The sequence below is a fragment of the Desulfovibrio sp. GTC20076 genome (assembly GCF_055385905.1).
Genome location: NZ_AP039366.1, coordinates 2,437,343 through 2,464,246 on the forward strand (window position 1 = coordinate 2,437,343; position 26,904 = coordinate 2,464,246).

General features: G+C 59.6%; 22 protein-coding genes. 17 read left to right on the forward strand and 5 right to left on the reverse strand.

Going from position 1 to position 26,904, the window contains the following annotated elements; translation table 11 throughout:
* Positions 1-233 precede the first annotated feature (233 nt).
* The 3 genes from ACZ495_RS10795 to modA all read right to left on the reverse strand — a co-directional run bounded on the left by ACZ495_RS10795 (position 234) and on the right by modA (position 2,628).
* Positions 234-1,010, reverse strand: coding sequence for an ATP-binding cassette domain-containing protein (locus ACZ495_RS10795; RefSeq protein WP_072312569.1), 777 nt, complete (start codon positions 1,008-1,010; stop codon positions 234-236).
* Positions 1,007-1,687, reverse strand: a complete 681-nt coding sequence (gene modB / locus ACZ495_RS10800; RefSeq protein ID WP_012623821.1) for a molybdate ABC transporter permease subunit — start codon at positions 1,685-1,687, stop codon at positions 1,007-1,009. Before modB ends, ACZ495_RS10795 begins: the two co-directional genes overlap by 4 nt.
* 188 nt (positions 1,688-1,875) lie before the next feature.
* A complete protein-coding gene (gene modA / locus ACZ495_RS10805) occupies positions 1,876-2,628 on the reverse strand; it encodes a molybdate ABC transporter substrate-binding protein (RefSeq protein ID WP_012623820.1) in 753 nt (250 codons plus the stop codon).
* A gap of 155 nt (positions 2,629-2,783) precedes the next feature.
* Between modA and ACZ495_RS10810 the strand changes: the two genes are divergently transcribed.
* A complete protein-coding gene (locus ACZ495_RS10810; protein WP_012623819.1) occupies positions 2,784-3,908 on the forward strand; it encodes a TOBE domain-containing protein in 1,125 nt (374 codons plus the stop codon).
* 694 nt (positions 3,909-4,602) lie between these two features.
* Positions 4,603-6,408, forward strand: coding sequence for a methyl-accepting chemotaxis protein (locus ACZ495_RS10815; RefSeq protein ID WP_464262259.1), 1,806 nt, complete (start codon positions 4,603-4,605; stop codon positions 6,406-6,408).
* 21 nt (positions 6,409-6,429) lie between these two features.
* Here ACZ495_RS10815 and ACZ495_RS10820 read toward each other — a convergent pair whose 3' ends face one another.
* The gene (locus ACZ495_RS10820; protein WP_012623817.1) at positions 6,430-7,473 is read right to left on the reverse strand and encodes a TIGR01212 family radical SAM protein; all 1,044 of its coding nucleotides are present in this window, start codon (positions 7,471-7,473) and stop codon (positions 6,430-6,432) included.
* A gap of 241 nt (positions 7,474-7,714) precedes the next feature.
* On the opposite strand from ACZ495_RS10820, the gene ACZ495_RS10825 reads away from it, so the two are divergent.
* The 13 genes from ACZ495_RS10825 to lpdA all read left to right on the forward strand — a co-directional run bounded on the left by ACZ495_RS10825 (position 7,715) and on the right by lpdA (position 23,108).
* Positions 7,715-8,755, forward strand: a complete 1,041-nt coding sequence (locus ACZ495_RS10825; RefSeq protein WP_012623816.1) for a rod shape-determining protein — start codon at positions 7,715-7,717, stop codon at positions 8,753-8,755.
* Between the two features lie 404 nt (positions 8,756-9,159).
* A complete protein-coding gene (mreC, locus tag ACZ495_RS10830; RefSeq protein WP_464262260.1) occupies positions 9,160-10,050 on the forward strand; it encodes a rod shape-determining protein MreC in 891 nt (296 codons plus the stop codon).
* Positions 10,047-10,517, forward strand: a complete 471-nt coding sequence (locus ACZ495_RS10835) for a hypothetical protein (RefSeq protein ID WP_012623814.1) — start codon at positions 10,047-10,049, stop codon at positions 10,515-10,517. The genes mreC and ACZ495_RS10835 overlap by 4 nt, the downstream gene beginning before the upstream one ends.
* The gene (gene mrdA / locus ACZ495_RS10840; protein ID WP_464262261.1) at positions 10,501-12,423 is read left to right on the forward strand and encodes a penicillin-binding protein 2; all 1,923 of its coding nucleotides are present in this window, start codon (positions 10,501-10,503) and stop codon (positions 12,421-12,423) included. Before ACZ495_RS10835 ends, mrdA begins: the two co-directional genes overlap by 17 nt.
* Before the next feature lie 369 nt (positions 12,424-12,792).
* A complete protein-coding gene (rodA, locus tag ACZ495_RS10845) occupies positions 12,793-13,899 on the forward strand; it encodes a rod shape-determining protein RodA (protein WP_012623812.1) in 1,107 nt (368 codons plus the stop codon).
* A gap of 25 nt (positions 13,900-13,924) precedes the next feature.
* Positions 13,925-14,266: a bactofilin family protein gene (locus ACZ495_RS10850; RefSeq protein ID WP_012623811.1), complete on the forward strand. Its 342-nt coding sequence runs from the start codon at positions 13,925-13,927 to the stop codon at positions 14,264-14,266.
* A 184-nt stretch (positions 14,267-14,450) separates the two neighbouring features.
* Entirely contained in the window at positions 14,451-15,005 is a 555-nt protein-coding gene (locus ACZ495_RS10855; RefSeq protein ID WP_012623810.1) for a GAF domain-containing protein, read from the forward strand.
* Positions 15,006-15,178: 173 nt separating this feature from the next.
* The gene (gene gap / locus ACZ495_RS10860) at positions 15,179-16,195 is read left to right on the forward strand and encodes a type I glyceraldehyde-3-phosphate dehydrogenase (protein WP_464262262.1); all 1,017 of its coding nucleotides are present in this window, start codon (positions 15,179-15,181) and stop codon (positions 16,193-16,195) included.
* 460 nt (positions 16,196-16,655) lie between these two features.
* Complete coding sequence (locus tag ACZ495_RS10865) at positions 16,656-18,356, forward strand: sigma-54-dependent Fis family transcriptional regulator (protein WP_041724559.1); 1,701 nt, start codon at positions 16,656-16,658, stop codon at positions 18,354-18,356.
* 522 nt (positions 18,357-18,878) lie between these two features.
* On the forward strand, positions 18,879-20,474 hold the full coding sequence (locus ACZ495_RS10870) for a sodium:solute symporter family protein (RefSeq protein ID WP_012623806.1): 1,596 nt from the start codon (positions 18,879-18,881) through the stop codon (positions 20,472-20,474).
* 12 nt (positions 20,475-20,486) lie between these two features.
* Positions 20,487-20,948, forward strand: a complete 462-nt coding sequence (locus tag ACZ495_RS10875) for an OsmC family protein (protein ID WP_296986193.1) — start codon at positions 20,487-20,489, stop codon at positions 20,946-20,948.
* Positions 20,949-21,142: 194 nt separating this feature from the next.
* Positions 21,143-21,535: a glycine cleavage system protein GcvH gene (gene gcvH / locus ACZ495_RS10880; protein WP_012623804.1), complete on the forward strand. Its 393-nt coding sequence runs from the start codon at positions 21,143-21,145 to the stop codon at positions 21,533-21,535.
* A 169-nt stretch (positions 21,536-21,704) separates the two neighbouring features.
* Positions 21,705-23,108, forward strand: coding sequence for a dihydrolipoyl dehydrogenase (gene lpdA / locus ACZ495_RS10885; protein WP_464262263.1), 1,404 nt, complete (start codon positions 21,705-21,707; stop codon positions 23,106-23,108).
* 275 nt (positions 23,109-23,383) lie between these two features.
* Here the strand turns inward: lpdA and ACZ495_RS10890 are convergent, their stop codons facing one another.
* Positions 23,384-23,845, reverse strand: a complete 462-nt coding sequence (locus ACZ495_RS10890) for a nuclear transport factor 2 family protein (protein WP_012623802.1) — start codon at positions 23,843-23,845, stop codon at positions 23,384-23,386.
* Positions 23,846-24,064: 219 nt separating this feature from the next.
* Here ACZ495_RS10890 and cysK point away from each other — a divergent pair, with 219 nt between their 5' ends.
* Both cysK and ACZ495_RS10900 read left to right on the forward strand, forming a co-directional pair.
* Positions 24,065-24,985: a cysteine synthase A gene (gene cysK / locus ACZ495_RS10895; RefSeq protein WP_464262264.1), complete on the forward strand. Its 921-nt coding sequence runs from the start codon at positions 24,065-24,067 to the stop codon at positions 24,983-24,985.
* 394 nt (positions 24,986-25,379) lie between these two features.
* A complete protein-coding gene (locus ACZ495_RS10900; RefSeq protein ID WP_012623799.1) occupies positions 25,380-26,345 on the forward strand; it encodes a chemotaxis protein in 966 nt (321 codons plus the stop codon).
* Positions 26,346-26,904: the final 559 nt, after the last annotated feature.

Here is a 26,904-nt window from a genome sequence, read left to right on the forward strand (position 1 = left end):
GGTGTCCACCCCGGGCAGGCGCCCGCTTTGACGCGCACAAGGCCAGAAGGCAGGATAAAGGCAGTCGGGATTCTTCAGATTGTTAACGGCTCGCGCACGGCAGGAAAAAGCAGGATCCCCGGACTGTGGCAGCAGGCCGGGGCAGGCCCGGCTGGCGGCAGCACACGGCCGGAGTCGCGATGGCCGTGTGCTGCCGCGCCCTTACGGGCACGCTGTTTGCCGACGGCGCAAAATCAAAAGGCCTGCTCCGCAGGGCAGCCCGCCGCAGCTGCCTGCTCCTGCAGATGGCGCAGGCAGTGCCCCGGGCTGCCGAATCCCCGCCGCAGCTCCGTATAGTCGGGAACCAGCCTGGCGTGGCCGTGATCATACAGAATCAGGCTGCCCGCAAAAGCATCCACATCGCCCGGATCGTGGGTGATGATGACAGCAGGAATAGTAAGCCCGGCAATAAGTTCCAGCAGCTCTTCGCGCAGACGTTCCCGCAACAGCGGGTCCAGCGCCGAAAACGGCTCGTCCAGCAGCAGCAGCTCCGGCCCGGCATTAAGCGCGCGGGCCAGTGCCGCCCGCTGCCGCTGCCCGCCGGAAAGCTGCGAAGGCAGATTGCGGGCCAAATGGCCTATGCCGAAGCGCTCCAGCACAGCCTGCGCCCGCTCCTGCTGGGCCGGGCAGACGCGCCAGGGCCAAAGCCCCGTGCCACTGTAGGCCACATTCTGCAACAGGGTCAGGTGAGGAAAAAGCGCATAGTCCTGAAACATGTAGCCGATACGGCGGCGCTGCGCCGGAACAAAAACATTGGCCTGCCCGTCATACAGGGTGCGGCCACCAAGACGGATATGCCCGGAATCCGGCCGTACAAGCCCGGCGAGACACTGCATGGTCAGACTCTTGCCGGAACCGGAAGGCCCGAAGAGCACCACGTTTTTGTGTTCGTCGCCGATTTCGTAATCCACATCCAGGCTGAAAGGCACGGCCGCGTTTTTGAAGCTTTTATACAAGCGCAAGGAAATCATCGCCGCCGCCTTTTCAGCTTGAGCAGCAGTTCCGCCGCCATAAGCATGCTCACGCAGGCCAGAGAGGTCACAATGACAAGCCAGGTGGCCTGCACATCATTGCCCGCCTGAAACGCGTCATAAATGGCAAGGGCCAGAGTTTGCGTTTTACCGGGAATATTGCCCGCAATCATAAGCGTGGCGCCAAACTCACCCATGCCCCGCGCGAAGGCCAGCATCAGCCCCGCAAAAATCCCCTTCCAGGCCAACGGCAGCGATACGCTGACAAATACGCGCCATTCCGAGGCCCCAAGCGTGCGGGCGGCATTTTCCAGATGCGAGTCGACCTGCTCCAGGGCGGCCCTGGCAGACTTGTAGATGAGCGGGAACACCACCACCGTGGCCGCAACCACGGCTCCCTTCCACGAAAAGATAAGATTGATGCCCATCTCGGCCAGCCAGTGCCCCAGCAGGCCGCGCCGCCCCACCAGAAGAATAAGATAGTAGCCAAGCACAGTGGGCGGCAAAACCAGAGGCAGCGTACACAGGGCGTCCAGCAGCGCCGGCATGGGACCCTTTTTACGGGCCAGCAGCCAGGCCATGAGGGTGGCCGCCACAAAGGAAACCAGGGTAGCCGTACCGGCCACCCGGAGCGAAAGCTCCAGCGGGCTCCAGATGGAGATGCCGTCAAGATCCATCAAAAAACCACTCCTCCGCGAAAAGCGTTGCCATGCTCCGCCTCCGGCATACAATACCGCCGTGGACGCCCGCCTCTGCCGTGGCGGAAGCCGGATATACAGGCCGCCGCCCTGCGGCAGCGGCCTGTATGCTGCAAAATATCCCCTGTTACGACGCCGTCACGCCTGATACAGAGGCACGGCACGGTCTACGGCTTGGAAAAACCGTATTTTGCCAGAACAGCCAGGCCTTCGGGAGAAAGCACGAAGTTCAGAAACTCCTGCCCCATCTTGGGGTTGGTTCCGGTAAGGGCCACGGCAATGGGATAGGTGACCGGCTCATGTCCGCCCACTACCATAACTACATCCACTTTGTCCGCCATCTGCCTGGCATCGGTGGCGTAAACAAAACCGGCGTCAACTTCACCGCGTGCCACGTAATCCAGTACCTGACGTACGCTGTTGCCCTGGATCAGCGCGGGCTGCATGGCGTCCCACAGCTTGGCATCGGTAAGAGCGGCCTTGGTGTAGCGCCCCACGGGTACGGAATCAGGGTTGCCGATGGCGACCTTTTTGAATTTTTTCAGATCAGCAAGGGCGGCGGGCTTTTTGCTGCCTGCAGGAACGATAAGCACCAGGTCATTTTCGGCAAAATTCTTGCGGGTGGCGGGGTCCACGACCTTTGCAGCCGCAGCCTTGTCCATGGTGGCCTGGTCGGCTGAAGCAAACACGTCAACGGGTGCACCTTCCTGAATCTGCTTGAGCAGAGGATTGGAGGCGGCAAAGTTCACATTGACCTTCAGGCCGGGATGCTGTTTCTCGAACATGTCTTTCAGTTCGGTAAAGGCATTGGTAAGGCTGGCCGCCCCCGAAACCGTCATTTCGGCGGCATGCGCGGGCAGGCTCAAAAGTCCCACACAGGCCAGGGTAAGAAAAATGCGGGAAAAGAACGATTTTTTCATAGGCTCCTCCCTCGCGTTATAACGCGATAGTTTTGACTAACTCATACAGGAGCCCCTTGTCCGGGCAAGGAGGTCACGATTTACATAAAAAGCGTGAACACTATACAACCCGGCATATTTTTATGTATAAGACCTAAAAAATGACAGGATACGGCATGGAAAAAAACAAAAACCGTGAGGAAATGGCCGCGCTTTTGCGTACGCTCTCTTCCGCGGACCGGGCGTGGCTGCGCCAGCGGCTTATGCGCCGCGACTCCGCCGCCCTGTTGCAGGATACCGGCCGCATCAGTCCCAGAGAACTGCTGGCAGTGGAATCATGGCTGTGGGAACGGGCCGCGGCAGCGCGCGGCCCGCGCGAAAAGCGCCCAAGACTGCGCATGTGGCTCATCTTCATGCTCTTGCGCTATGCCGCCCTGCGGCTGGTGGAAATTTTCAGCCTCAAGCCGGGCCATATGGATCTGCAGGAAGGCATCATCCGCCTGCCTGACAATAACGGCAGCCCGGGCCGTGAGGTTCCCCTGCCCCTTACCGTGAGCCGCCGCCTGCGGCGCGTGCTGGAAGATCCCGCTCTTTTTCCTGAAAGCCACGATCTTCTGCGCTGCGATGCAAGCTATGTGCGTCGCTGCCTGCAGCAGTGCGGAGCCGCCTGCGGACTGCCCAAAGGCCTGCTGAGCGCGCGTGCCCTGCGCCACAGCCGCGCTCTGGAACTGGGGCGGCAGGGCCTGCCCCTGCCCGTGGTGGATATTTTTCTGGGGCGCCGCGCCGCGCCGGGACAGAGCGGCATTGTACGCTGCGACCTGCAGGAGGCGAGACGCCTTCTGCGAGAACAACTGCAAAGGGAGCGGCCGATGAAAACCAGCGCCAGAAACGTTTTTCAAGGTCGCATCACGTCGCTGCGCCAGACCGGCATTATGGTGGAAGTAGCCATGCGCACGGCGGGCGGCCTGCGAATTGTATCGCTTATTACGGATGAAAGCTGTCGCACGCTGGCTCTGGCCGAAGGCAAGCTGGTCAATGCCAGCGTAAAGGCCCCCTGGGTGCTGGTCGCGCCGGGGGAAATGCCAAAAAACACGGCTCCTCCGGCGGAAAACTGCTTTGTGGGCGTGGTGGAACGCGTGCGTGAAGACCAGATGGTGGCCGAGGTGCTGGTGGCCCTGCCGGAAGGCAGCCTGGTATGCGCCATCCAGAGCGGCGGGCAGAACCCCGCCTGCGGGCTGAAGGCCGGACAGAAAGCCACTGTGCTTTTCAAATCTTTTTCTGTCATCCTCAATCTGGACTAACGGCTGTTCCCAAACCTGCCCGATATATTCCGGCGCGGCAGTGTCCACACGCTGCCGCGTCCTGAAATATTTTACCTTTGATAATCTGCCTTCTTAAAGGGCTACGGCGCTCACTGCGGCGCCTGGCAGCGAACGGCACGGCTCCATCCGCAACCCCTCCGGGCTGTGTGGACGCCTTCGTGGCGGACGGCGTTCACACAGCCCGGAACAGCTTCAGTATAAAATTGCCCTCATATCGCCGGGTGCACGCACGGCCCTGGTCTGCCCCCTGAAACACGCATCCCCCGCTACACGACCGGCAGGCCGGCACAGCAACAGGCCGGACCGGAAAAACCGTTGCTTCCGGGCATAGATGCGCCCTCTTTTTTCTTGTTCCCGGGCAACGCCTTTCATGTAAAAGCAGCTTGCGGCTGCAGCCAGCCCACAGCGTTATGAATAGCGGTATGGCACGGGTTTATATAATTATACCTTTGACCTTATATATATTTAACTGTATTGTTTTTCTGAAATACAGAAACCGGAATACTGTCGGCTGTCCGGCTACATCTCCGATGTACCGGCATGTAATCCACAGCCCCCCTACGCCCGCAGCCATACAGATTTCCTGCAGCATCCGGCCGCACCGCCATTTCTGCGGCCCGCTGCTTTTTTTACCCGCGACATATTGTCACACATCACACGTCGAGGCATCAACATGAACGTAAAAGCGTGGCTTGTTACACTTTGTCTGGCTTTCACCCTGGGTATGGGAATACTGTTTTTCAGCAACATGTACATCTCAAAGCTGGTGCTCGACGATATAACCCTGCCGCAGATATCCGCGGCGCTGAAAGCAAAATACGAATATGGACTCAAGCATACGGTGGAACTTGCCGCGCAGACCCTTGCCCGCAGTCTTGAAGATGCGGCCAGCCCGGAAGAAAAATACGCCCTCATCGGAGAACTTACAGACTTTCAGCGTTTTTTCCCCGATGAAGAAGGCTACCTGTTTACCTACAAGACAGACGGAACGCGCATAAACGTGCCGATCAACAAATCCCAGAACGGAAAAAACTTTATTGACCTGAAAGATCCCAACGGGGTTCCCTTTATCCGCGATCTTATTGATGCTGCCCGGAAAGGCGGCGGTTTTGTCCTTTACCATTTTGAAAAAGCGGGAGCGGGCGTACAGCCCAAGCTGAGCTACGCGCAGCTTGTTCCGGGTACGGATGTCATTATCGGCACGGGCGTATACATTGACGGCGTTGACAAGGAACGCAGCCGCATAACCAGCCTGGTCACTGAAAGCCAGAATCACTACAGCCGGGTGCAGGCCGCGCTTGGCGCGGGCATTCTTGCGCTGATCCTGTGTATTGCCTGGGGCGTGACCCGCCGCATCTGTCCTCCGCTGCTCCAGCTTACCGCCGAGGCCGAAGAGGTGGCCGCCGGGCGCCTGGATCACCTCACAACCATAAAGCCTTCAAGCCCTCTGGAAATCCGCGCCCTGCACGCTTCGCTCAAAATCATGATAACAAACCTGCACAGCCGTGTGCAGGAGGCAGCGCAAAAAACCCTTGAGGCCGCAGAAGCGCTGGAGCAGGCCAAAACCGCGCAGGATCGGGCCGAAAAGGCGCAGGCGCAGGCTGAAACCGCGCGCAGGGACGGCATGCTGGCCGCTGCCGGACAGCTTGAAGGTATTGCCGGGGTGCTCTCTTCGGCATCTACCGAGCTTTCGGCACAGATTGAGCAGTCTGACAAGGGCGCGGCAGAATCGTCGCAGCGCCTTGCGGAGGCAGCCACCGCCATGAACGAAATGAACGCCACCGTGCAGGAAGTAGCCCAAAACGCCGGCATGGCTTCCGGAGCATCCATGGATACCCGCGACAAGGCCCTGACGGGCGCGCGCATCGTGCATGACGCCATGAGCAGCATCGCCCGTGTGCAGGAACACTCCCTGGCGCTCAAGGACGATATGGCCCGGCTCAACGAGCATGCCCTGGCTATCAGCAGAATCATGAACGTCATTTCAGACATCGCGGACCAGACCAACCTGCTGGCCCTCAACGCCGCCATCGAGGCTGCCCGCGCCGGTGACGCCGGACGCGGCTTCGCCGTGGTGGCCGACGAGGTGCGCAAGCTGGCCGAAAAAACCATGACGTCCACCAGCGACGTGGCGGAAGCCATACGCGCCATTCAGGAAAGCACGCGGCAAAGCATGACCGGGGTGGAAAACGCCGTCAACGCCATCGGTGAGGCCACGGGCCTGGCCGGGCAGTCCGGCGCGGCCCTCGAGGGAATTGTGACCACTATCGAGGAAACCACAGACCAGATTAACGCCATCGCCGCCGCCAGCGAAGAGCAGTCCGCCGCCAGCGAAGAGATCAACAGAAGCATTGTGGAAGTAAACGACATGTCACGCCACACCGCCATAGCCATGGGCGAGGCCGCCAGTGCCGTGACCGGCCTTGCGGCGCAGGCGCAAAAACTTGCGGAGCTTATCCAGGACATGAAGCGGGCCTAGAGGGCCGTTTTTAAGCCGCCCTCAACCACCGTACCATTCCGGGCGCATGTCCGGCACATCTGCCGCCTTGCCCTGCCAGAGGTCACGGGCGGTCAGGGCGCGCCGCAGGTCGGTAATGACGCCGCGCTTTTCCGCCGCCCAGGCCGGCGCCAGAAGTTCACCCGGGGCAGGATCACTCTGCACCCGGTGCATGACCATGGCCGAAGGTATGCGCGGCAGCGCCGTACACAGCAGGTCCACATATTCGTCGCGGGCCAGAGGGTGATACCCGCCCTCTTCGTACAGGCGGGCCAGAGACGTGCCGCGCGGCACGTACACGTTGTGCAGCTTGAGGCCGCTGAGCGGCAGCGAAAGGGCCCAGTCCAGGCTTTCCAGAAAGGCAGCCTCATCTTCGCCGGGCAGTCCGGCCATGAGGTGACCGCACACGGCAAGCCCGCGCTCGGCGGCCTGCCGCACTGCGGTTTCAGAGCAGGCGGTATCATGCCCCCTGTTGATGCGCCTGAGCGTGGCATTGTGAGCGCTTTGCAGCCCAAGCTCCAGCCAGACCTCGGAAAGGCCGCCGTTTTCCATGCCGCCGGCGCCCTTTTTGTACCCATTGTCTCCATGAGCATTTCGCGTATAGTGGTGCACACCATCCGGGCCGTTTCCACTGGCATTTATCCGGCAGGCGGCAAGCATATCCAGCTTGTGCGGGCCGAGACAGTCGGGCCGCGTGCCGACGGCAACGCCGAGGCAGCCCGGCAGGGCCGCCACCTGTTGGAGCAGAAGTTGCAGGCGTTCCGGGGGACCATAGGTATTGGAATAGGACTGAAGGTAGGCCATAAAGGCCCTGTCGGCGTCAGTGGCACGATACTTTTCAAGCCATGCCCGCCACTGTTCCTCAAGCGAAAAGCCGCGTACGCCCAAGCCGGAGCCTGAACCGGAGGCATTGCAGAACGTGCAGCCCCGGTGTGAAAGCGAACCGTCCCGGTTGGGGCAGGACGCCCCCGCGTCAAGTGGAATTTTTTGCACCCGTGTACCGTATTTACGACGAAAATACACGGCCAGAGTATGCCAACGCAGCATGTTTACAAGCCCTAAAGGCAGAAAAAGGCAAGAACCGGCGGGACAAAGATTTTGAACCTCGCCCCAGCCATCTTGACTTCACGCCCGATTTAGCAGAACAGTTTTCAGCCTGACGTTACCGATTTTTTGCCGCCCCCCGCCTTCTCCGCACATCGGCGCGGGGCGTTGCCCTTGAACTTGACGTGATAAATCCATTCGCAGCGAAGATACGCAGACCAGCACAGTGAGGCAAGTTAGAGTAATGTCCAAGATTCTGGATTTCGCATTAGGCATGTTTTCCAACGACCTGGCCATCGACCTCGGTACGGCCAATACCTGCGTCTACGTCAAGGGACACGGTATTGTACTGCGCGAGCCTTCGGTGGTGGCCGTTAAAAAGGACCCGCGCGGCAACAACGTGGTTTTGGCCGTGGGGCAGGACGCCAAGCGCATGCTCGGTAGAACGCCCGGCAATATCTGGGCCATACGTCCCATGAAAGACGGCGTCATCGCCGACTTTGAGGTGACCGAGGCCATGCTGCGCCACTTTATCGCCAAGGTACACAATTCACGCCGTCTGGTGCGCCCGCGCATCATGATCTGCGTGCCCACGGGCATCACCCAGGTGGAAAAGCGCGCCGTGAAAGAATCGGCCCAGTCCGCCGGGGCGCGTGAGGTGTACCTGATCGAAGAACCCATGGCCGCAGCCATCGGCGCGGACCTGCCCATCCAGGAGCCTACCTCCAACATGGTGGTGGACATCGGCGGCGGAACCACCGAAGTGGCGGTCATTTCACTTTCGGGCATCGTGTACTCCCGCTCGGTGCGAGTAGGCGGCGACAAGATGGACGAAGCCATCATGACCCACGTCAAACGCAAGTACAACATGCTCATCGGCGAATCTTCGGCGGAAGAAATCAAGATCAAGATCGCCTCGGCCTACCCGCTTGACCCCGAACAGCAGATAGAAGTCAAGGGCCGCGACCTTGTGACGGGCATTCCCCAGAATATCATCATCACCTCCGAGGAAGTGCGCAAGGCCATTTCCGAACAGGTGGACAGCATTGTGCAGGCCGTGCGCATCGCCCTGGAGCAGACCCCGCCCGAACTGGCGGCGGACATTGTGGACCGGGGCATTGTACTTACAGGCGGCGGCGCGCTGCTCAAGGGGCTGGACCAGCTCTTGCGCGAGGAAACATCACTGCCCATCACGGTGGTGGATGATCCCCTGTCCACCGTGGTTGTGGGTACCGGCAAGGCCATGGACAACCTGCATATTCTCAAAGAAGTGTGTATCGACTGATCTGTGCGGCACGTGCGCGTATCTCAATTCGACAGTACCGGACTTAGCAACGGCGCCGCGCTGGAAAACACAACTCCGGCGCGGCGTTGCTTGCGTTTTACCTGCGAGGGAACGCTGGTTTTGAGAACAGCATTCTCAGAATGTACAACGCTCGCTTCGCCGGTTCAGCGCGCCGGCAGGTGGTGCTTAGCCCCCCGTGGCTGAGGCCTGCGCGCGCAGCCGCCGGCTGTTGATAAAATATAGCTGTGCTGAGGCCATTGACCTGTCATGCCCGGCTTTCGCAACGGGCGTGATGACCACCGGGCAAAAACGTATTTTCCCCGGTCCACGCCGCCAGCGGCACGCATCCCCCTGCCGGGCTGCGACCGGCTCCGTTTGAGGCGGCCCTACTGGAGTTTCTGCTTGTGACCCTGCGGCGCATTATTATTCTTGCGGGCATACTGCTCATCCTCTTTCTGGCCATGTACTCATGGAACCAGCGCACGCGCGCGCTGGACAACCTGGCCGCTGAAGTGGGGCTGGAGCTGGCCGGAGCCGTGCTCAAACCCCTGCGCGCCGTCCAGGACTCGGCCCAGGACATGTGGGACCGCTACTTCGACCTTGTGGCCGTGCGCGAAGAAAACGAAATACTCCGGCAGCGCGTTGATGAAATGGAAGCCCGGCTGCTGGCCAACGGCGAAGACATGGCCGAGCTCAAGCGTCTGCGCGCCCTCATACAGCTTCCGGTGGACCAGAGCTGGCGGCCCCTGGGGGCGCGTGTGCTTTCCGGCCGCATGGGCCCCAATGCCGTTCTCGACAGTGTGACCATCAGCCGGGGCTACAGCACAGGCGGCAGGCCCGGTACCCCCCTTGTGACCCACCTTGGCCTTGTGGGCCGCGTACTCAAGGCCAGCGCCCACAGCGCCATCGCCCTGCTGCTCACAGATCCCGGCAGCCGCATTGCCGTATTTTCGCAAGAAAGCCGCGCCCCCGGCATCCTGGCCGGACAGGGAACCGGGCAGCCCCTTGAAGTCAATTTCGTACAGCGCGCAACCAGGGTAAACGAGGGCGAAATCCTCATTACTTCTGGCCTGGACGGCAAATATCCCAAGGGTATACCTGTTGCCCGGGTGCTCAGCGTGGCGCCGTCGGACTATACCCAGTTCATGGCTATCAAGGCCGAACCTCTGGTGGATCTGCACCATCTTGAAGAAGTGCTGCTGCTTGAACCCACCGGAGTGGCCCCACCCCCGGACCTGGGCGCGCCGCCCAAAGAAGTTCACGGGCCGCCCACGCCCGGACGCCCCGCCCCATGAGCACCCTGCGCGACGTCATCTGGTGGCTGTGCTTTCTGGCCGCGGCTGTGGGCATTCAGGCCTTCGTACCGGGGCTGGATGTCATGACCGTGGGGCTCATCATACTTTTGCAGGAACGCGACTACAAAAACATGCTCTGGCTGCTGCCCCTCTTCATTCTGCTGCAAGAAGGAATGGGAACCAGGGTCTTCGGCGGCGTCATCGTATGGTATATAGCCGTTATTGTGCTGTTCCGCATGGGGCGCTGGCTGTTTGAGGCAGAAAATTTCCTGTTCATCTTTCTGCTTTCGGCCTGTCTGGGCGCGGCCTACTTTGGCGTGGCCTGGCTCATGGCTCCCCTGCAGGACCTGCCCTTCAACTTTCAGGACACACTGGACAAAAGTCTTATCCAGGCCATATTTATTCCTTTTGCCTGGAAACTTCTGGTGGCTACCCGACACGGAAAGGCCCATGCTGCGGAAAATTAAAAAGAACAGTCTGCTGGGCGCGAAAGATAAAAACGCCCGCAAAGGCATACGCTCCTGGCTCAAAATCCAGGTAGAGGGCGAGCGCTACCAGCCTCCTCGGGGCGGGATCATCCTGCTTCAGATTCTGGTAGGCCTGCTGTTCTTCGTGCTCGTGGTGCGCTTCTGGTACCTGCAGATGCACCGCGGCGCGGAATTTGCCCAGCAGGCGCAGAACAACCGCCTGCGCATCGAGCGCATCTTCGCCCCGCGCGGGCGCATCATGGACGATCAGGGCAAGGTGCTGGCCGACAACCGCACGGCCTACGGCCTTTCCCTCGTACGCGAAGACTGCCCCGACATACCGGCCACCCTGGCCCAGATCAGCGCATGGTCGGGCATTCCCCTGCCCCAGATATGGGAAAAATTCCGGCAGGACAGGTTCAAGGTCAAATCATTTGAACCCCTGCTCATGATCACTGACATTGACTTTGATCTTGTGGCCCGCATCGAGTCCGAAATCCACGCCTGGCCCGGCCTGGAAATCGTTGTGCGCACCAAGCGCAGCTATCCCGAAAAAGACCTGTTCGCGCACGTGCTCGGCTATGTGGCCGAAGCCAACGAGCAGGAGATGGCCGCAGACAGTGCCCTGGCCATGGGCGACCTTGTGGGCAAGCAGGGACTGGAGCTGGAACTGGAAAAACAGCTGCGCGGGCGCAAGGGCCTGTACGACGTGGAAGTGGACGCCCATTCCCGCGTACTGGGCAAATTTTTGCGCGAAGAGCCGCGCGGCGGCAAGGAAATACGCCTTTCACTGGACAGGGACCTCCAGGAGGCCGCCTGGAACGCCCTGGGTGGTGAAGCGGGCTGTGTGGTGGTGATGGAACCGGATACCGGCAAGCTGCGTGCGTTGGTCACCTCCCCGGCCTACGACAACAACCTGTTCGCGGCGGGCATTTCACAGCGCGACTGGGACGCCCTGCGCACCAACAGCCGCTTTCCCCTGCAAAACCGCGTCATTCAAAGCGTGTACCCGCCCGGTTCCGTCTGGAAGCTGGTCATAGCGGCCATGCTGCTCGAACGCGGCGTCAACCCGCGCGAAAGCGTGTTCTGTCCGGGGCAGGTCAAGCTGGGCAACCAGATATTCCGCTGCTGGAAGCGCGGCGGGCACGGCTCGCAAGACATGCAGAGCGCGCTGGTCAATTCATGCGACGTGTATTTTTACCAGATGGGCGAACGCATGGGCATTGACAAGATAGAGGAATTTGCCAAGGCTAGCGGCTTCGGACGCCCCACCGGCATTGACCTGCCGCACGAAAAATCCGGTCTCGTGCCTTCCAAGGAATGGAAAAAGCGCCGCTTCGGACGGCCCTGGGTGCGCGGTGAAACGTACAACGTATCCATCGGCCAGGGCTACACTCTTGTCACCCCTGTGCAGATGGCTGTTTTTGTGTCGGCCCTGCTCAACGGCGGCAACCTGCTCAAGCCGCAGTTGCTGGACGATGCCCAGCGTGAGATCAAGGGCAATATTCCCGCCAAGGCAGCAACCCTCAATTTTGTGGTTGAGGCCATGCGCAAGACGGCCACAGGCGGCACCGCAAGGGTCGTGAACCGCAAGGACGCCGACATGGGCGGCAAAACCGGCACGGCCCAGGTGGTCAAGCTCAAGATGGCCGCCGGAGACCGCCGCCTGCGCACACATGAAATGGAATACGCCCAGCGCGACCACGCCTGGATAACGACCTGGGGCGTCAAGGACGGCAAGGCTTACGTGGTGGTAGTTATGGTGGAGCACGGCGGCGGCGGCTCCAGCGTTGCAGGCCCGGTAGCCAAAAAGGTATACGAGCACCTCTTTGGCCCTGACCCCGGATCGCCTACGGCGCCCGCGCCTGTGCCAGCGCCGGCCAGCCCCGGCGAACGGACAGACTAGGCATTGTACGGCATAACCGTTGCGGCCGGACTGCCCCGCACGGACAGTGCGAAAACACCGTAACTGGGCACGTACCATCTTTGCATCGCTGAACGTTCCCGCGCGCGGGCACAAGAGAAACGGCAGGCACACCGATGCCTTGGCTGGACGCAGAAAAGCGCCCGCGGAACATGTTTTCAACAGCGGCCGCGCCCTATTGTACGTGCGTTTCCGGGCCATTTTTCTGGCAGCTCCCCGGATCGTACGCCCGGAAAAGGCAGAGCTTCCAGCGCCGTGGCGGCGCATCCGGCGGCGCAAAACGCAGGAAGTACGGCGATCCAACAGCCATAGACCACGCAAGTGTACGTTTTTTTGACCAGGTAAGACCGTATGGACAAAAGTCTGTTCAGCTATATCAACTGGGGCCTGCTGGCCTGCATGCTGCTGCTCTATCTTGTGGGTGTGGGCAACCTGTATTCGGCCAGCGGCACGCGGGTGGAAACCGGTCTGGCTTTCAACAGTTTTTACCAGCGGCAGATTATCTGGGGCCTGTGCGGCCTGGCCTGCATGTTGCTTGCAATGACCTTTGACTACCGGCAATTGCGCAACCTGGCATGGCCGTTCTTTTTTCTGACCATGCTGCTTCTGCTGCTTGTTCCCATTGCGGGCAAGACCGTTTACGGGGCCAAACGCTGGCTTTCGCTGGGTTTCATGAGTGTGCAGCCTTCTGAGCTGGCCAAACTTTCCGTGCTGGTGCTGGCCGCGCGCCTGCTTGCGCGCGACGGCCGCCCGCTGGGCTGGAAAGATTTTATCTCCATAGCCTTTATCTGCCTGCTGCCCTGCGCGCTCATCGTCGTCCAGCCCGACCTCGGCACAACCATGCTGATCCTGCTTATTCTGGCAGGCATGATCCTGTTTCACGGTCTCAAGGGCTATGTGCTCAAAACCTGCCTGCTTGCCGTGCCCTGCTTCGGAGCCTTCATGTGGCTTGTGGGCATGCACGACTACCAGCGCCAGCGCATCCTGACCTTTCTTGACCCCACCACAGACCCGCGCGGCACGGGCTACCACATCATCCAGTCGCGCATTGCCATCGGCTCGGGCGAACTCTGGGGCAAAGGCTTCAAGGAGGGTACGCAAAGCCAGCTGCGCTTTCTGCCCGAGCGGCATTCCGACTTTGCCGTGGCAGTTTTCGGGGAAGAATGGGGTTTTGTGGGCTGCGTGGCCCTGGTAACCCTGTTCTGCCTGTTTTTGCTGTCCATTTTTTCCACCGCCGCGCAGGCCAAAGACCGTTTTGGCAGCATGCTGGTAGTAGGGGTATTTTTTTACTTTTTCTGGCAGATACTCATCAATATGGGTATGGTCATAGGCATCATGCCGGTGGTGGGCATTCCACTGCCCTTCATCAGCTATGGCGGCAGCGCCACCGTAGTTAATTTCACGCTGCTGGGCATTGTGCTCAACGTGTCCATGCGGCGCTTCATGTTCAAGGGATAATTGTCAATCCAACGGGGAGTTCGCTGTGGCCAAGGACGAAATAGCCTATCTCGGTTCCGATACGGTTTACGAAGGAAAACTGCATTTCAAGGGCACTGTGCGCATTGAAGGCAAGTTCAGCGGTGAAATTGTCAGCGAAGGCACACTCAATGTGGGCAAAGACGCCCTGGTCACCGGCAGCCTCGACGTGGGTGAACTGCTGCTTTCCGGCCGCTTTACCGGCGAGGTTACGGCCCGCCGTCGTGTAGTGGTCTACGGCTCCGGCGTTCTGGAAGGCCAGGTGCAGACCCCTGTGCTTCTGACCGAAGAAGGCGGCATCATTGAGGGGCAGGTAAGCATGCAGGGCTGCGGCAAGGTAAAAGCGTAGCCAGTACTTTCTGCTGCGGCGCGGGAAAGGCCTGTTCGCATGCCGCCGGGGCGCATTGCCCCAATGAGAAAAATAGCGCATACTCTGAATCGAGAATATTTCAACACCGATACGGTTACAGGGCTGTGGCAGTCATGCCGCCTCAGCCGGATTCTTTTGCACCGCTTTCTTCAAGGAGGCACACATGGCACAAGATTATTTCCGCGCACTCAGAGATGTGGCGCTGGTCATCAACTCCAGCCTTGAACCCAAGGACGTCCTGCACAAAATCACGGAACAGACCGCGTCCACCATGGGCTGCAAGGCCAGCACCATCCGCCTGCTGGACACCACGGGCCGCTTTCTGCTGCCCAGCGCCGCCCACGGCCTTTCAGCCACCTACCTGCGCAAAGGCCCGGTAGAAGTAAAACGCAGCGGCATGGACGGTGAAGTCCTGGCCGGCAAAACCATCCACCTCAAGGATGCCGCCGCCGACGGCCGCTTTCAGTATCCTGAATCAGCCAAGACCGAAGGACTGGTTTCCGTTCTTTCGGCTCCCCTCATGGTGGACGGCAAGGCCATCGGCCTCATTCGCGTGTATTCCGCCGAAGAACGCGAATTTACGCCCGACGAACAGACCTTTATGGAAGCCGTGGCCGCCATTTCTGCGCTTGCCATTGAAAACGCCCGCCTGCATGAGGCGCTGCGCAACAATTACGAACTGATGAGCAAGCACGCCTACTCGGTATACGAAGACTAGTACACGGGCATAAACGGGCTATTCCGCGCGGCCGCGCGGTTCCTCTGCCCGGTCCATAGGGGCTACGCCCTGCGCCTCAAGAACCGCCCCATTGGCCGTCAGCAGACCTGCTCCGGCTGGAAAGGCGCACGGCAGCATACGACATTTCCCTCAACAGCATGAGGATTGCGCATATGAGCAAGATCAGAATAGGCATCAACGGCTTCGGCCGCATCGGCAGGCAGGTTTTCCGCGCCCTGCACCAGCACTACCGCGACCGTGTGGAAGTGGTAGCCATCAACGACCTTTTTGACGCCGAAACCAACTTTCACCTGCTGGAATACGACTCGGTTTACGGGCGCGCGCACCTGGACGCCAAAATAGACGGCGCGGAAGTGACCGTGGGCGACTGGAAGATACACTGCTTTGCCGAACGTGACCCCAAACAGCTTGCCTGGGGCCAGTACGGCGTGGACATCGTTGTGGAAAGCACGGGTATTTTCCGCAAGGCTTCGCAGTGCTCGGTGCATATTGAAAACGGCGCGAAAAAAGTCATCATCACCGCCCCCTCCAAGGAAGAAGACATCACCATCGTCATGGGCGTGAACCATCAGGAATACGATCCTGCCAAACACCATATCGTGTCCAACGCCTCCTGCACCACCAACTGCCTGGCCCCCGTGGCCCTGGTGCTGCAAAAGGAATTCGGCATCCAGATCGGCAACATGACCACCATCCACTCCTACACCAACGACCAGCGCATCCTGGACATGGCCCACAAGGACCCGCGCCGCGCCCGCGCCGCCGCCTGCAATATCATTCCCACGTCCACGGGAGCCGCCCAGGCCGTTGCCAAGGTCATTCCCGAACTGAAGGGCAAATTCAGCGGTTATTCGCTGCGTGTGCCCACGCCCACGGTATCCGTGGTGGACTTTACCGGCATTCTGGAAAAGGAAACCGACACGGAAACCCTGCTGGGCAAACTCAAGGAAGCCTCTGAAACCTATCTCAAGGGCATTCTTGAATATAATGACAAAGCACTGGTTTCAATGGACTTCAAGGGCAATCCGGCCTCGTCCATTCTTGAGGCTTCCTATACTACGGTGCAGGACGGCAAGATGGTCAAGCTGGTGGCATGGTACGACAACGAGTGGGGCTACTCCTGCCGCGTGTGCGACCTTGCCTGCCTCATGGCCGAAAAAGGCCTGTAGAGCCGGTTCAGCTTTTCTGCTCCGCCCGGCCGTTGCCATGCAGCGCCGCGCAACAAAAAAGCTCTGCCGCGCAGTGTCGCGTTTCCTGTCGGTCGCGTCTGCCTTGGGCAGGCGCGGCCGACAAGGTTTTTCCGCGCCTGCTCTCTGCCGTAAAAAAATACGGGGCTGCCCCGGGCAGGCTATTGCCAACAGCCCGGCAGTACCTAACTAGATACTGCCGGCTGCCGCCTTTCATAGCCGCGGTACGCCGTTGCGATTCCTTTGCCGGACATGCAGGGCCGGAATCGCTCCCTGCGGCAGACAGCCTGCCCACTGCCGGATACTGCGTAAAAACAGACTCCGCATCAAATCCGGCCCAACTGTTCCACACGCCCGGCAATGCCGGCACAGCGTCGTTGAAGAAACCGCGCCGGTCATCAAAACCCCGAGACATTCCATGCCCGCACTGCCCGAAGAAAGTATGCTTGTTGAACAAGTCATGCACGACAATCCCGAAACCCTGACGCCCGGGCACCTGCTCAAGGACGCACTGCCCGTTTACGAGCGCCACGGGGTCAATTGCGTACCCATTCTGGACGAAAACAAAAAAGTGCGCGGCATTCTGACCATATTCCGCCTTGTGCAGGCCATACGCTCGGGCAAATCTTTTGAAACACCCATCAGTGAAGTTATGGATGTGGACCTTGTGAGCATACGCAACGACGCCACGTTCGGCATGGCCTGCAGTATGCCCATCGACAGAATGCTGGTGCTCGACCACGACGACAGGCTCGTGGGCGTGCTGACCAAAAAAGAACTCATCCATAAAATTTACAAGGCATTCTGCAGCGCCGACTGCCATAACCGGGAGCTGAGCGCGGTCATCAACTGCGCCACGGACGGCATCATCATTTTCGACACCAACGGCAACGCCCTGTATACCAACGATAAAATTCGCTTTCTCCTGCCGGATTGCGACACCATCAACCAGCCGGCCAGCCCGGCCATGAAGGCTGTAGCCGAACTGCTCAAAAAAACCCTGCACTCACGCAAAAGCGCCAGCACCCTGCTGGAGGACTGCAACGGCAAGCAGGTGATTTTTTCAACCACACCCATCTTTGACGCAGACCAGCGCCTCTTCCGCTGCGTATTGTCTGCCCAGGATATGACGGAAGTTACCCGCCTTCAGGAAGAAGCCGAAAACAGCCGCCGCAAGCTGGCGGCCTTTCAGGAAGCCAGCCTCAAAGGAACCAGAACCATCGCCCACAACCCTGCCATGCTGCGCTTGCTGGATGAGGCCGCCCGCCTTGGAAGCGTGGACTCCACCGTGCTCATCACCGGCGAAACAGGGGCGGGCAAAGAGGTTGTGGCCATGCACATCCACAACCACAGCAAGCGGCGCAACGGCCCGCTGGTGCAGATAAACTGCGGCACCATCCCCCAGCACCTGCAGGAAGCGGAGCTGTTCGGCTACGAAAAAGGCAGCTTCACCGGGGCCAATGCCACCCGTGCGGGCATGCTGGAGGTGGCCCACGAAGGCACGCTCATGCTGGACGAAGTGGGCGAAATGGATCTTACCCTGCAGGTCAAACTGCTGCGCGCCCTTCAGGAGGGCGTCATTTACCGCATTGGCGGGCGCAAGCCCGTCAGGCTGGATGTGCGCATCATTGCCATGACCAACAGGGACCTGCTCAAAATGGTGCGCGAAAACACCTTTCGCGAGGACCTTTATTACCGCCTCAACGTCATCCCCCTGGCCGTGCCGCCCCTGCGCGAACGATGCGAGGATATCCTGCCCCTGGCCCAGCATTTTCTTTCCTGCTTCAGCAAAAAATATTCCTGCGCCTGCAGCCTCAGCCCGGCGGAAGAAGAAATGCTGCAAGCCTATTCCTGGCCCGGCAACGTGCGCGAACTTGCCAACTTTATGGAACGGCTGACCATCGCCAGCCTGTCGTCAGGCAACCGCGCCCCGGTGTGGGAAAGCATCGTTCGGCCCAATGGTTCCGTAGCGCCGCCCGTCAACGCCCCCATGCGGGAGCAGATGCGCCATTTTGAAAAACAATGTGTTGAAAACGCCCTGCGCAACACGGTGAGCATACGGGCCGCAGCCCGGGCGCTGGGCATCTCGCACGCAACCCTCTTGCGCAAGATGCGGGAACATGACCTGGTGGTTCAAAATTAAACCACTCTGAAAGGCAAACTCCCGTCCGTATACCCCCCTTCTGTGCCATATCTGCTTCTGAACGCCCGCAGGTTGTGAAAAAGAGCATGTGGTTCACAAATGAACCACATGGTTCGATAACGAACCACACCCACTCGGCAGCGCCATTGCCCTTAAAAACATGATCTCCTGATATTACAGAATGTTACATAAGAGCACAAGCACGGCCTTTTCAGGTCCTCCCCCTTGCCTGCCCCTTCATAATGTTCATATCTATATATTTTTATTATAAAAACTTTTTGGAACAATGTTTGCTATAGGGGCTGTGTCCTTCGACACACCCGAATATGCAAAGCACTACGTTCCCCTGCCGCCGGCGGCGGAGGAACTGGGATCGAGAGAGGATGCCAGGTCGGCAGGCCGACATGTCGGCACACCGTCAGGCCGTACGGACACCTGGAAAAAAACGGCCGTTCTGTCAACGTATTGGGGGCGCGCCCGCCTGTGGCGGCGCGAAATTTAAGGAAGCATGAGGAGTAATCTATGACTTCTTCGGCCATTTGGATGTTCGGCCTGGCCCTGGCCTATACGCTTCTGCTCATTGTCATGAGCCAGATCGCCAAAAAAAAGGCCCAGGCTGGTGAAGATTTCTTTGTGGGGGGGCGCAAGTTCAGCCGCTGGACCGTCGCCTTCTGCATTACCGGCCTGTTTTCTGGCTCCACCTATATCGCCATTCTTGAGCTGTCCTACCTCACGGGTATTTCCGCCCTGTGGTACGGCGTGGCGGAACTGACCCACGTGCTTATCATTGCGCTGGTGCTTATCGGTCCCTTCCGCAAGCGCATGATGGTTACTGTATCCGGCCTTATCGGCGACAAGTACGGCAGGGCTGCCAAGGGCATTGCCGGCGGCATCACGGCCATTACCTTTCCGATGTGGTCCGTGGCCACGGCCCTGGCTTTCGCCTCGTGCATCAACGCCATCACCGGTATGGACATGCTGCTTGCCGTGGTGATCACTGCGGCGCTCATGTATGTCTTCCTGAGTGCGGGCGGCATGTGGTCCGTAGCCATGACGCAGACCGCCAACTTCTTTGTTTTCATGATCATGTTTGCGGTGGCCATCTACGCCATCGCCATCAATCCCGGTTTTGACGCCGTAACCACCCTGCTGACCACAGACGCCAAGTACGGCAGCCTCACCAGCGTGGGCCTGCAGACCATTCTGGCGTGGTTCGGCACATTTCTGATCAACGTGCTTCTGGCCCAGGCCGCCTTTCAGATGGCCCTTTCGTGCAAGACTGCTGACGAAGGCCGCAAGGGCTTGCTGATCGCCGGCGGCTTCAACGTCATCTTCATCGCCATGGGCGTGCTTGTGGGCGCTGCGGCGGCCATTGTCACCCCCGGTAACGCGCGCGGCCTTGTGGCCGTGCCCATCTACCTGATGGAAACCCTGCCTGCCCCTATGGTAGGCCTGTTCACCCTGGGCATCTGGGCCTGCGCTCTTGGCTGGGGCGCCCCCTGCCAGTTCTCCGGCGCGACCAGCCTTGGCCGCGACGTGGGCTCGGCCATCTGGCCTGACGCCAGCGATGCCAAACTTGTCAAGCTTACCCGCCTTTCGCTGCTGGCCCTCACCTGCCTTATGATTCTTTTTGGCTACCTGCGCTCCGAACAGGCCGCCTGGTGGAACATCTTTGCCTGGACCGCCCGTAACGGCGCGACCTTTGCCCCCATGGTGGCAGCCCTGTTCTGGAGCGTGGCCACACCGCGCGGCTCACTGACGGCCCTCATCGCGGGCTGCGGCGCGGGCCTCATCTGGAACTGGCTCGGCGGCTGGGCAGTGGGCAGCTTTTACCTCAAGATTCATCCTGTATGGGTGGCCATGGCCGCCAACATCATCGGCATGACCGTGGTCTCGCTGGCCGAAAAGGGCTGGTATTTCATAAGCCCCGCTGGCGGGCTCAGGGCGCTGCGCAATGCCTCCATTGGCCTTGCTCTCGTGCTGGCTATCGCCCTTATGGCGGCCGGTACGTGGTTCTACCAGACAGGCCTTTGGGGTATGACAGCCTTCCTCGTTGTGCTCTGTGCCTGGGTGGCCCTTATCTTCAGCACTGAACGCCAACAACCATCTATGATATAAGGATTTTGCACCATGGCAAAGATTAACGTGGAATGGAAAGGAAACATGGTTTTTGAAGGCAGGGACTCCGACGGCCACAGCCTGGTTATGGATGCCTCGGCCATCTACGGGGGCAGCAATCAGGGTGTGCGCCCCATGGAAATGCTGCTCATTTCCCTGGCTGGCTGCACCGGCATTGAAGTGGGCCATGCCATGAACAAGATGCGCCTGGAATACACGAGCTTCACCATCACGGCCGATGCCGTGCGCCGTGAAGAAATCCCGCAGATCTTTACCGAGATCAATGTGGAATACACTGTTGAAGGCACCGGAATCAGTCTTGAGAGGTTCGTGCGCGCCTTTGAGCTTGGCGCTGTAAAATACTGCTCTGTAGCCAACATGCTCAAGGCCAGCAGCAAGATAAACTACAGCTTCGTACTCAACGGACAGCGTTACAACTATCCCCTGCAGGATGGAGAGGCTGCCCCGCAATAGCCCGCAGTGCAAGCACCACTACCCTGAAAGGACGGCTATGCCACGACCACGCAAGTTCCCGTCAGGCAGGCAGATCACGCCCCTGCCGCCGCAACGCATGCCAGGTTGACACACCCCGCCCTGTCAGGACCGCCGCCGCGCCCCACACTACGGGAGGCGCGGCGGCTTTTCACACCCGATAATGAGGAGAACCCATGTCCAGCTACACACTGCCCGAAGACCGTTCCTATACTGATGAGCATATCTGGCTGCGCGAAGACGCTCAGGGCCTTACCGTGGGCATTTCAGACTTTGCCCAGGCCCAGCTTGAAGAAGTGGTCTACGTGGACATGCCCGCCGTGGGCAGCGCCGTTGAGGCGGGAAAAGAATTCGGCTCCGTGGAATCAATGAAATCCGTCAGCGCGCTGTTCTCGCCTGTTTCCGGCGTGGTAGAAGCGGTCAACACCGACCTTGAAAACAAGCCGGACCTCGTCAACAGCGACTGTTACGGCCAGGGCTGGATCCTGCGCCTGCGCAGGGAAGGCGACAATGCCGTGCCGCTGCTTTCCGCCGAAGAATACCGGACCCACCTGAAGTCACAGGCCTGAGGCTGTTTACAAACAGGTCATTTTGCGCCACGAACAAGGGAATACGGCACCTGACGACAGGCACACGTCCTTATGGTATGCCACTGAAAACAACGCCCCATCGTGATGCACTCCCCGGGCAAAAAGCCCTGGATCATAAAACCTGCGCAAGCCAGCACGAGGTAACGATATGAAAAAACTGACCATCATCGGGAGCGGCCCCGGCGGCCACATGGCGGCCTTTGCGGCGGCCCGCGCCGGGCACAGCGTCACCCTTGTGGAAAGCGCGGCCGTGGGCGGCACATGCCTGCACACGGGCTGCATCCCCACCAAGACCTTCAAAAGCTCTGCCGATGCCCTTGAAAAAATACGCCATATGGGCAACTACGCCATCACCGGCAATGCTGATGCCTCCATATCCATGCCCGACCTGCTGGCGCGCAAAAAAAACGTCATCGGTCTTCTGACCACCGGCCTTGAAAAAACCTGCGCCAGCCTCAAGATCACCATCGTGCGCGGGCGCGGCAGGGTTGTCAGCGCCAGGGAAGTGGCCGTAAGCACGCAGGAAGGCACTGTGCTTGTAGAAAGCGACAACGTCATCATCGCTACCGGCTCACGCCCGCTCGACCTGCCCTCCCTGCCTGCCGATCACAAACACATCCTCAACAGCGACGACGCTCTTGCCCTGGAGCATGTGCCTGCCAGCATCGCCATTGTGGGCGGCGGCGTTATCGGTTGCGAAATGGCCTGCATTTTCCGCTCCTTCGGCGCACAGGTCACTGTCATTGAAGGACAGGACCGCCTGCTGCCCATCCCTTCGGTGGATGCCGAAATGAGCAAGCTGCTGCTGCGCGAGATGAAAAAGGCGGGCATACGTGTGGAGCTTGGCAAAACTGTCAGTGCCGCCACTGTGGAACAGGGCGTGGCAAAACTTGCCGTAAGCCCCTCGCGGCCCAGGGGCGATGCCCCGGCTGAAGCGGCCATGCTGGATGTGGAGTCGGTTTTTGTCACCGTGGGCCGGGTGCCCAACACTGAAGGCCTCGGCCTTGCCGAAGCGGGCATTGCCGTGACGCCGCGCGGCTGGATTGAGGTGGACGACTGCCTGCAAACCTCTGTTCCCGGTGTGTTTGCCATTGGCGACGTTCTCGGCCCGGAAAAAATCATGCTGGCCCACATGGCCTCTGCCGAAGCCGAGCATGTGGTGGCCCACCTTGATTCTCCCGCCCCCTGCGACTACAGCGTTGTGCCTTCGGCCATTTTCACCACGCCTGAAATCGGCTGCGTGGGTCTTTCTGAAGAACAGGCCCTGGCCGCCGGTCTGCCTGTCCGCTGCACGCTTTTGCAGGTAAGGGAACTCGGCAAGGCCCACGCAATGGGAGAAATCGCCGGGGTATTCAAGCTTGTGGCCCATGCTGAAAACAATACCATTCTTGGCGCGCACCTCTGCGGGCCGCACGCCACGGACCTTGTCGCCGAGGCCGGGCTGGCAATCCGCATGGGAGCCAAGGTTGACGATGTGGCGCACACCATTCACGCCCATCCCACCCTGGCCGAAGGGTTTTACGAACTTTGCCACAAGGCCGCACGGCCATAACCCTTCTGGAGCATTTCACACCTGAAATGCTCTACAATGCTCTACAAGGATTTGTTTCCAGATCCTTGCAGCCAAATGATCGTAGGGCGGCTTTGCCGACCGTTCAGCAATCATTTGAAGCGGTAATTGCTCTAGTGATCACAAAAACCATCCGGCTTTTCCTGCCTGTTGCAGGAAAAGCCGGATGGTTATCTTGTTGCCCCGGCCCCGGCCTGCCGCGTCAGCACGGCAGGCCGGGGCCGGGGCGTTGATTCAAAAAGCAGCGGTTCCGCAGCCTACTGGATCTTGCAGTTGCCGTCCTTGCAGTCCGTGCTGGGAACCACGGGGGTCGCCTGGAACAGCACCACCTGCTCGCGGCCCTGATTTTTCACCAGCACCAGGGTAAAGCGCATAAGCCCCTCGGGCTGGGGAGGCACGGACGTGCCCTTGAAATAACCGTTGCCCGTCACAAGCTGTGCGCCGCCGATGAGAGCAGTACGCGCATTGAGGATGGTCAGTCGGTCGACCACCAGTTCCTTGTTTTTTATGGACTGGATAAAGTGTTCCTTGTCCTCGATATGCCCATTGGCGGCAATATTCCAGTAATTGGGAGCCAGCAGGGTCTCAAGGGCCGGGATGTCTCCGGTCATGACCGCTTCGGTATACAGGGCCACGCTGTCGGCCTTGGCCTGGGCCGTACCGGCGGAAAGGCAAAAGACCAGAGCGCAGATAAGCGAAGCCGCTTTCAGAAGTTTCATTGGGGTCCTCCGTCGTTATGCTGGGCCGTCAGTGCGGCGGCAATCCGGTGCGCCGTTGCAGATTTTCCACCGTGCTTCCGGCAGTCAATTTGCCAACTGACGCGCTTTCCTCTATTCTCTTCTTCTAACTGTTAAGCAAAATGCGGTCATTGTAAAGCTTCCCCTGCCGCCCTCAGGACTTTCGGGAATTTCTCCACCACATTACGAGGTGTTCGCGCCATGCTCACCAACATTCTTCAGGCCATCGGCAATACGCCCATGCTGCGTCTTGACCTTTCAAAAGACATGCCCGGTACGGTCTGGCTCAAACTTGAAAACCGCAACCCCGGCGGCTCCATCAAAGACCGTGTGGCATTTCACCTCATTGAAAACGCCCTTCAGTGGGGCGAACTTGAGCCGGGCGGCCTGGTGGTTGAAGCCACCAGCGGCAACATGGGCATCGGCATCGCCCTGGTTTCAGCCGTGCGCGGCCTGCGCTGCGTGCTCGCCATGCCCGAATCCATGAGCCTTGAAAGACGCAACCTGCTCAGGGGCCTTGGTGCGGAACTGGTGCTTACCCCCGCTGCCAGGGGCATGACCGGAGCAGTGGAAGAAGCTCGCCGCATCGCTGAAGAACAGGGGGGATTCATCCCCGGACAGTTCACCAATCCCGAGGCGGTGCAGGCCCATTACAAGACCACCGGGCCGGAAATTTACAGCGACAGCGTGGGCAAAATGGACGTTCTGGTGGCCGGCGTCGGTTCCGGCTCATCCATCACGGGCGTAGGGCGCTTTCTTAAAGAACGCATACCCGGCTTCAGGGTCATTGCCGTTGAACCCGCGGCCTCTCCGGTAATCTCGGGAGGCGCGGCATCGCCGCACCTCATTCAGGGCATTGGCGCGGGCTTTATTCCCGCCATCCTCGACCGTTCCCTGCTGGACGAGATCCTGCTGGCCGACGGCGAAGAAGCCCTGGATACGGCTCGCCTGCTCATGCGCCAGGGCATTGTGGCGGGCATATCCACCGGAGCCAATGTGCGCGCCGCCCTGCAGGTGGCGGCACGCCAGGAAATGGCGGGCAAAAACATCGTTACTTTCGCCTGCGATACGGGCGAGCGGTACATGTCCACCAGACTGTTTACCGACATGGCCCAGGCCTGAGCCGCACTGCCAGGCCCCGCAGACCGCTTGCGGGGCTTTACGGCTGAAAAGCCGCCCCGAAACCGGACCGCAGTGCGGTCGGCATTTTCCTGCGAGGCAGGGGGGCTGCACAGCAGGAGCACGGATGCCTGCCTGTTTTTACACGGTATACGGCAGCAGTTTTTTGCACTGTGCCATACCTGGCGCGTACCGCAACATGGTGTTTTTATTTTCTGAAAAAGCTGCAGCATTCTACTGTCAGGGCATTCCTTCTGCATAAGCAGCAGGAATACCGCTTTGCCCTAAATACTTTTTTTATCCCGGCCGATAAGCAGTGCAGAGCGGAGAAAGTTTCGGCCCAGGCCCCGGCATGCGGCATCTCACGGCGGCCCGCCCGCCCAATGGAGTATCTTTCATGGCGCAGACCAACATATTGCTTGAAACCGGCACCAATGAGCTTGAAATAGTTGAGTTCTATGTCAATCAGGACGGCTACGAGGCACATTACGGGCTTAACGTGGCCAAGGTGGTTGAAATAGGCCGGCGCCAGCCGGTCACAGCTATGCCTGAAATGCGCCACAAAGCCCTGCTGGGAGCATTTCTGCACCGCAACGGCCGCATTGTTCCGCTTATCGACATGGCCTGTTTTCTGGGTAATGCCCCCATCACCAATGAAGACGCCAAGGTTATCGTAACGGAATTCAACGGGGTGTGCACAGGCTTTCTGGTTTCCGGCGTTAACCGCATCTACCGGCTGAGCTGGACAGATGTGGAGGCTCCCGGCCAGTTTTTGCAGAACATGAGCCGCAGTTCCGTAACCGGTGTGGTACGGCTGGAAGAGCGCGTGATTTTTCTGCTGGACCTGGAAGCCATTGTGGCGGAGCTGCACCCGGCCATGGCCCTGCGCTTTGACGCTTCGGATATGGCCGCGCCCGACGGCAAGACGTACAAGATACTGCATGTGGACGACTCCAGCAGCATACGCAGCCTGTTGCTCGACCTGCTCAACAAAGAGGGCCGCTTCAAAGTGGAACAGCGCGTCAACGGGCAGGAAGCCTGGGACTACCTGCAAAGCGTACGCAACCGCTGCGAAGCCGAAAACAGACCCGTTTCGGACTTCTTGCAGGGCATTATCACCGACATCGAAATGCCCGCCATGGATGGCCTTGCCCTGTGCAAACGTATCAAGGAAGACCCGGTGCTCAAAAAGCTGCCGGTAGCCATCTTTTCATCCATGATCAATGACAGCCTTGCCAGAAAATGCGCGCTGGTGGGGGCGGACGCCCAGTACACCAAGCCGGACCTCAAGGCGCTCTCCAAAAAGCTGTACGAACTCATTACCGTAGCCTGGGAGCAGCAAAACGCCACCGCCAAAAGCTGACGCGCGCTGCTGACGCAGACTGCCGCTCTTGCCGGAGGCCACTCCCAAAGGCAAATGCGCCCGGCGTATACACGCCCTGCACCTCCCGGACATGGCCGGGCTGACTGCAACAAAAATGTAAAAATCTGCTCTTTCACGAGCTTTCCGGCGGCGGGGTATTCCCGCCGCTTTTTTGTTCACGCCTGCGGTCTCGCGCCGCCAACAGGCTTCAGCCTCTGAAAAATAAAAAATATCAATATAAAAAGATTGTTATAAAAAAATTTTGCCCGGGGCAGGGTACGGCTGCAAACAGTGCTGGACAAGAGGCGCCCTTTTTGCTTCCGTATGCCCCGTATAGTCCTGTATGACGGGAGGATACGCGAGTGCGGGAACACCTGTTCCCGTCCGCCGGATCTCCGGGTCATGATCTGCCGGAGCGGGCCGTAATGCCTGCTGTGGCAGGGCATGCCCTTGGGGAGACAACTATGGGGAAAAGCGCGGGAGAAAGGTTCCGGACGGGGGCCAACGCCGCGCCAGGGCGGCAAATGAGCCGCCACCTGTGCAGGAGGGAAGATGCCGT

Bases quoted from the DNA above. Each gene is read 5' to 3' on its own strand.
- lpdA (WP_464262263.1), top strand. From the start codon at position 21,705: ATGAAAAAACTGACCATCATCGGGAGCGGCCCCGGCGGCCACATGGCG.
- cysK (WP_464262264.1), top strand. From the start codon at position 24,065: ATGCTCACCAACATTCTTCAGGCCATCGGCAATACGCCCATGCTGCGT.
- ACZ495_RS10890 (WP_012623802.1), bottom strand. From the start codon at position 23,845: ATGAAACTTCTGAAAGCGGCTTCGCTTATCTGCGCTCTGGTCTTTTGC.
- ACZ495_RS10810 (WP_012623819.1), top strand. From the start codon at position 2,784: ATGGAAAAAAACAAAAACCGTGAGGAAATGGCCGCGCTTTTGCGTACG.
- mrdA (WP_464262261.1), top strand. From the start codon at position 10,501: ATGCTGCGGAAAATTAAAAAGAACAGTCTGCTGGGCGCGAAAGATAAA.
- ACZ495_RS10825 (WP_012623816.1), top strand. From the start codon at position 7,715: ATGTCCAAGATTCTGGATTTCGCATTAGGCATGTTTTCCAACGACCTG.
- ACZ495_RS10815 (WP_464262259.1), top strand. From the start codon at position 4,603: ATGAACGTAAAAGCGTGGCTTGTTACACTTTGTCTGGCTTTCACCCTG.
- ACZ495_RS10835 (WP_012623814.1), top strand. From the start codon at position 10,047: ATGAGCACCCTGCGCGACGTCATCTGGTGGCTGTGCTTTCTGGCCGCG.
- rodA (WP_012623812.1), top strand. From the start codon at position 12,793: ATGGACAAAAGTCTGTTCAGCTATATCAACTGGGGCCTGCTGGCCTGC.
- ACZ495_RS10865 (WP_041724559.1), top strand. From the start codon at position 16,656: ATGCTTGTTGAACAAGTCATGCACGACAATCCCGAAACCCTGACGCCC.
- ACZ495_RS10820 (WP_012623817.1), bottom strand. From the start codon at position 7,473: ATGCTGCGTTGGCATACTCTGGCCGTGTATTTTCGTCGTAAATACGGT.
- modB (WP_012623821.1), bottom strand. From the start codon at position 1,687: ATGGATCTTGACGGCATCTCCATCTGGAGCCCGCTGGAGCTTTCGCTC.
- modA (WP_012623820.1), bottom strand. From the start codon at position 2,628: ATGAAAAAATCGTTCTTTTCCCGCATTTTTCTTACCCTGGCCTGTGTG.
- ACZ495_RS10795 (WP_072312569.1), bottom strand. From the start codon at position 1,010: ATGATTTCCTTGCGCTTGTATAAAAGCTTCAAAAACGCGGCCGTGCCT.
- ACZ495_RS10875 (WP_296986193.1), top strand. From the start codon at position 20,487: ATGGCAAAGATTAACGTGGAATGGAAAGGAAACATGGTTTTTGAAGGC.
- ACZ495_RS10900 (WP_012623799.1), top strand. From the start codon at position 25,380: ATGGCGCAGACCAACATATTGCTTGAAACCGGCACCAATGAGCTTGAA.
- ACZ495_RS10855 (WP_012623810.1), top strand. From the start codon at position 14,451: ATGGCACAAGATTATTTCCGCGCACTCAGAGATGTGGCGCTGGTCATC.
- gcvH (WP_012623804.1), top strand. From the start codon at position 21,143: ATGTCCAGCTACACACTGCCCGAAGACCGTTCCTATACTGATGAGCAT.
- gap (WP_464262262.1), top strand. From the start codon at position 15,179: ATGAGCAAGATCAGAATAGGCATCAACGGCTTCGGCCGCATCGGCAGG.
- ACZ495_RS10870 (WP_012623806.1), top strand. From the start codon at position 18,879: ATGACTTCTTCGGCCATTTGGATGTTCGGCCTGGCCCTGGCCTATACG.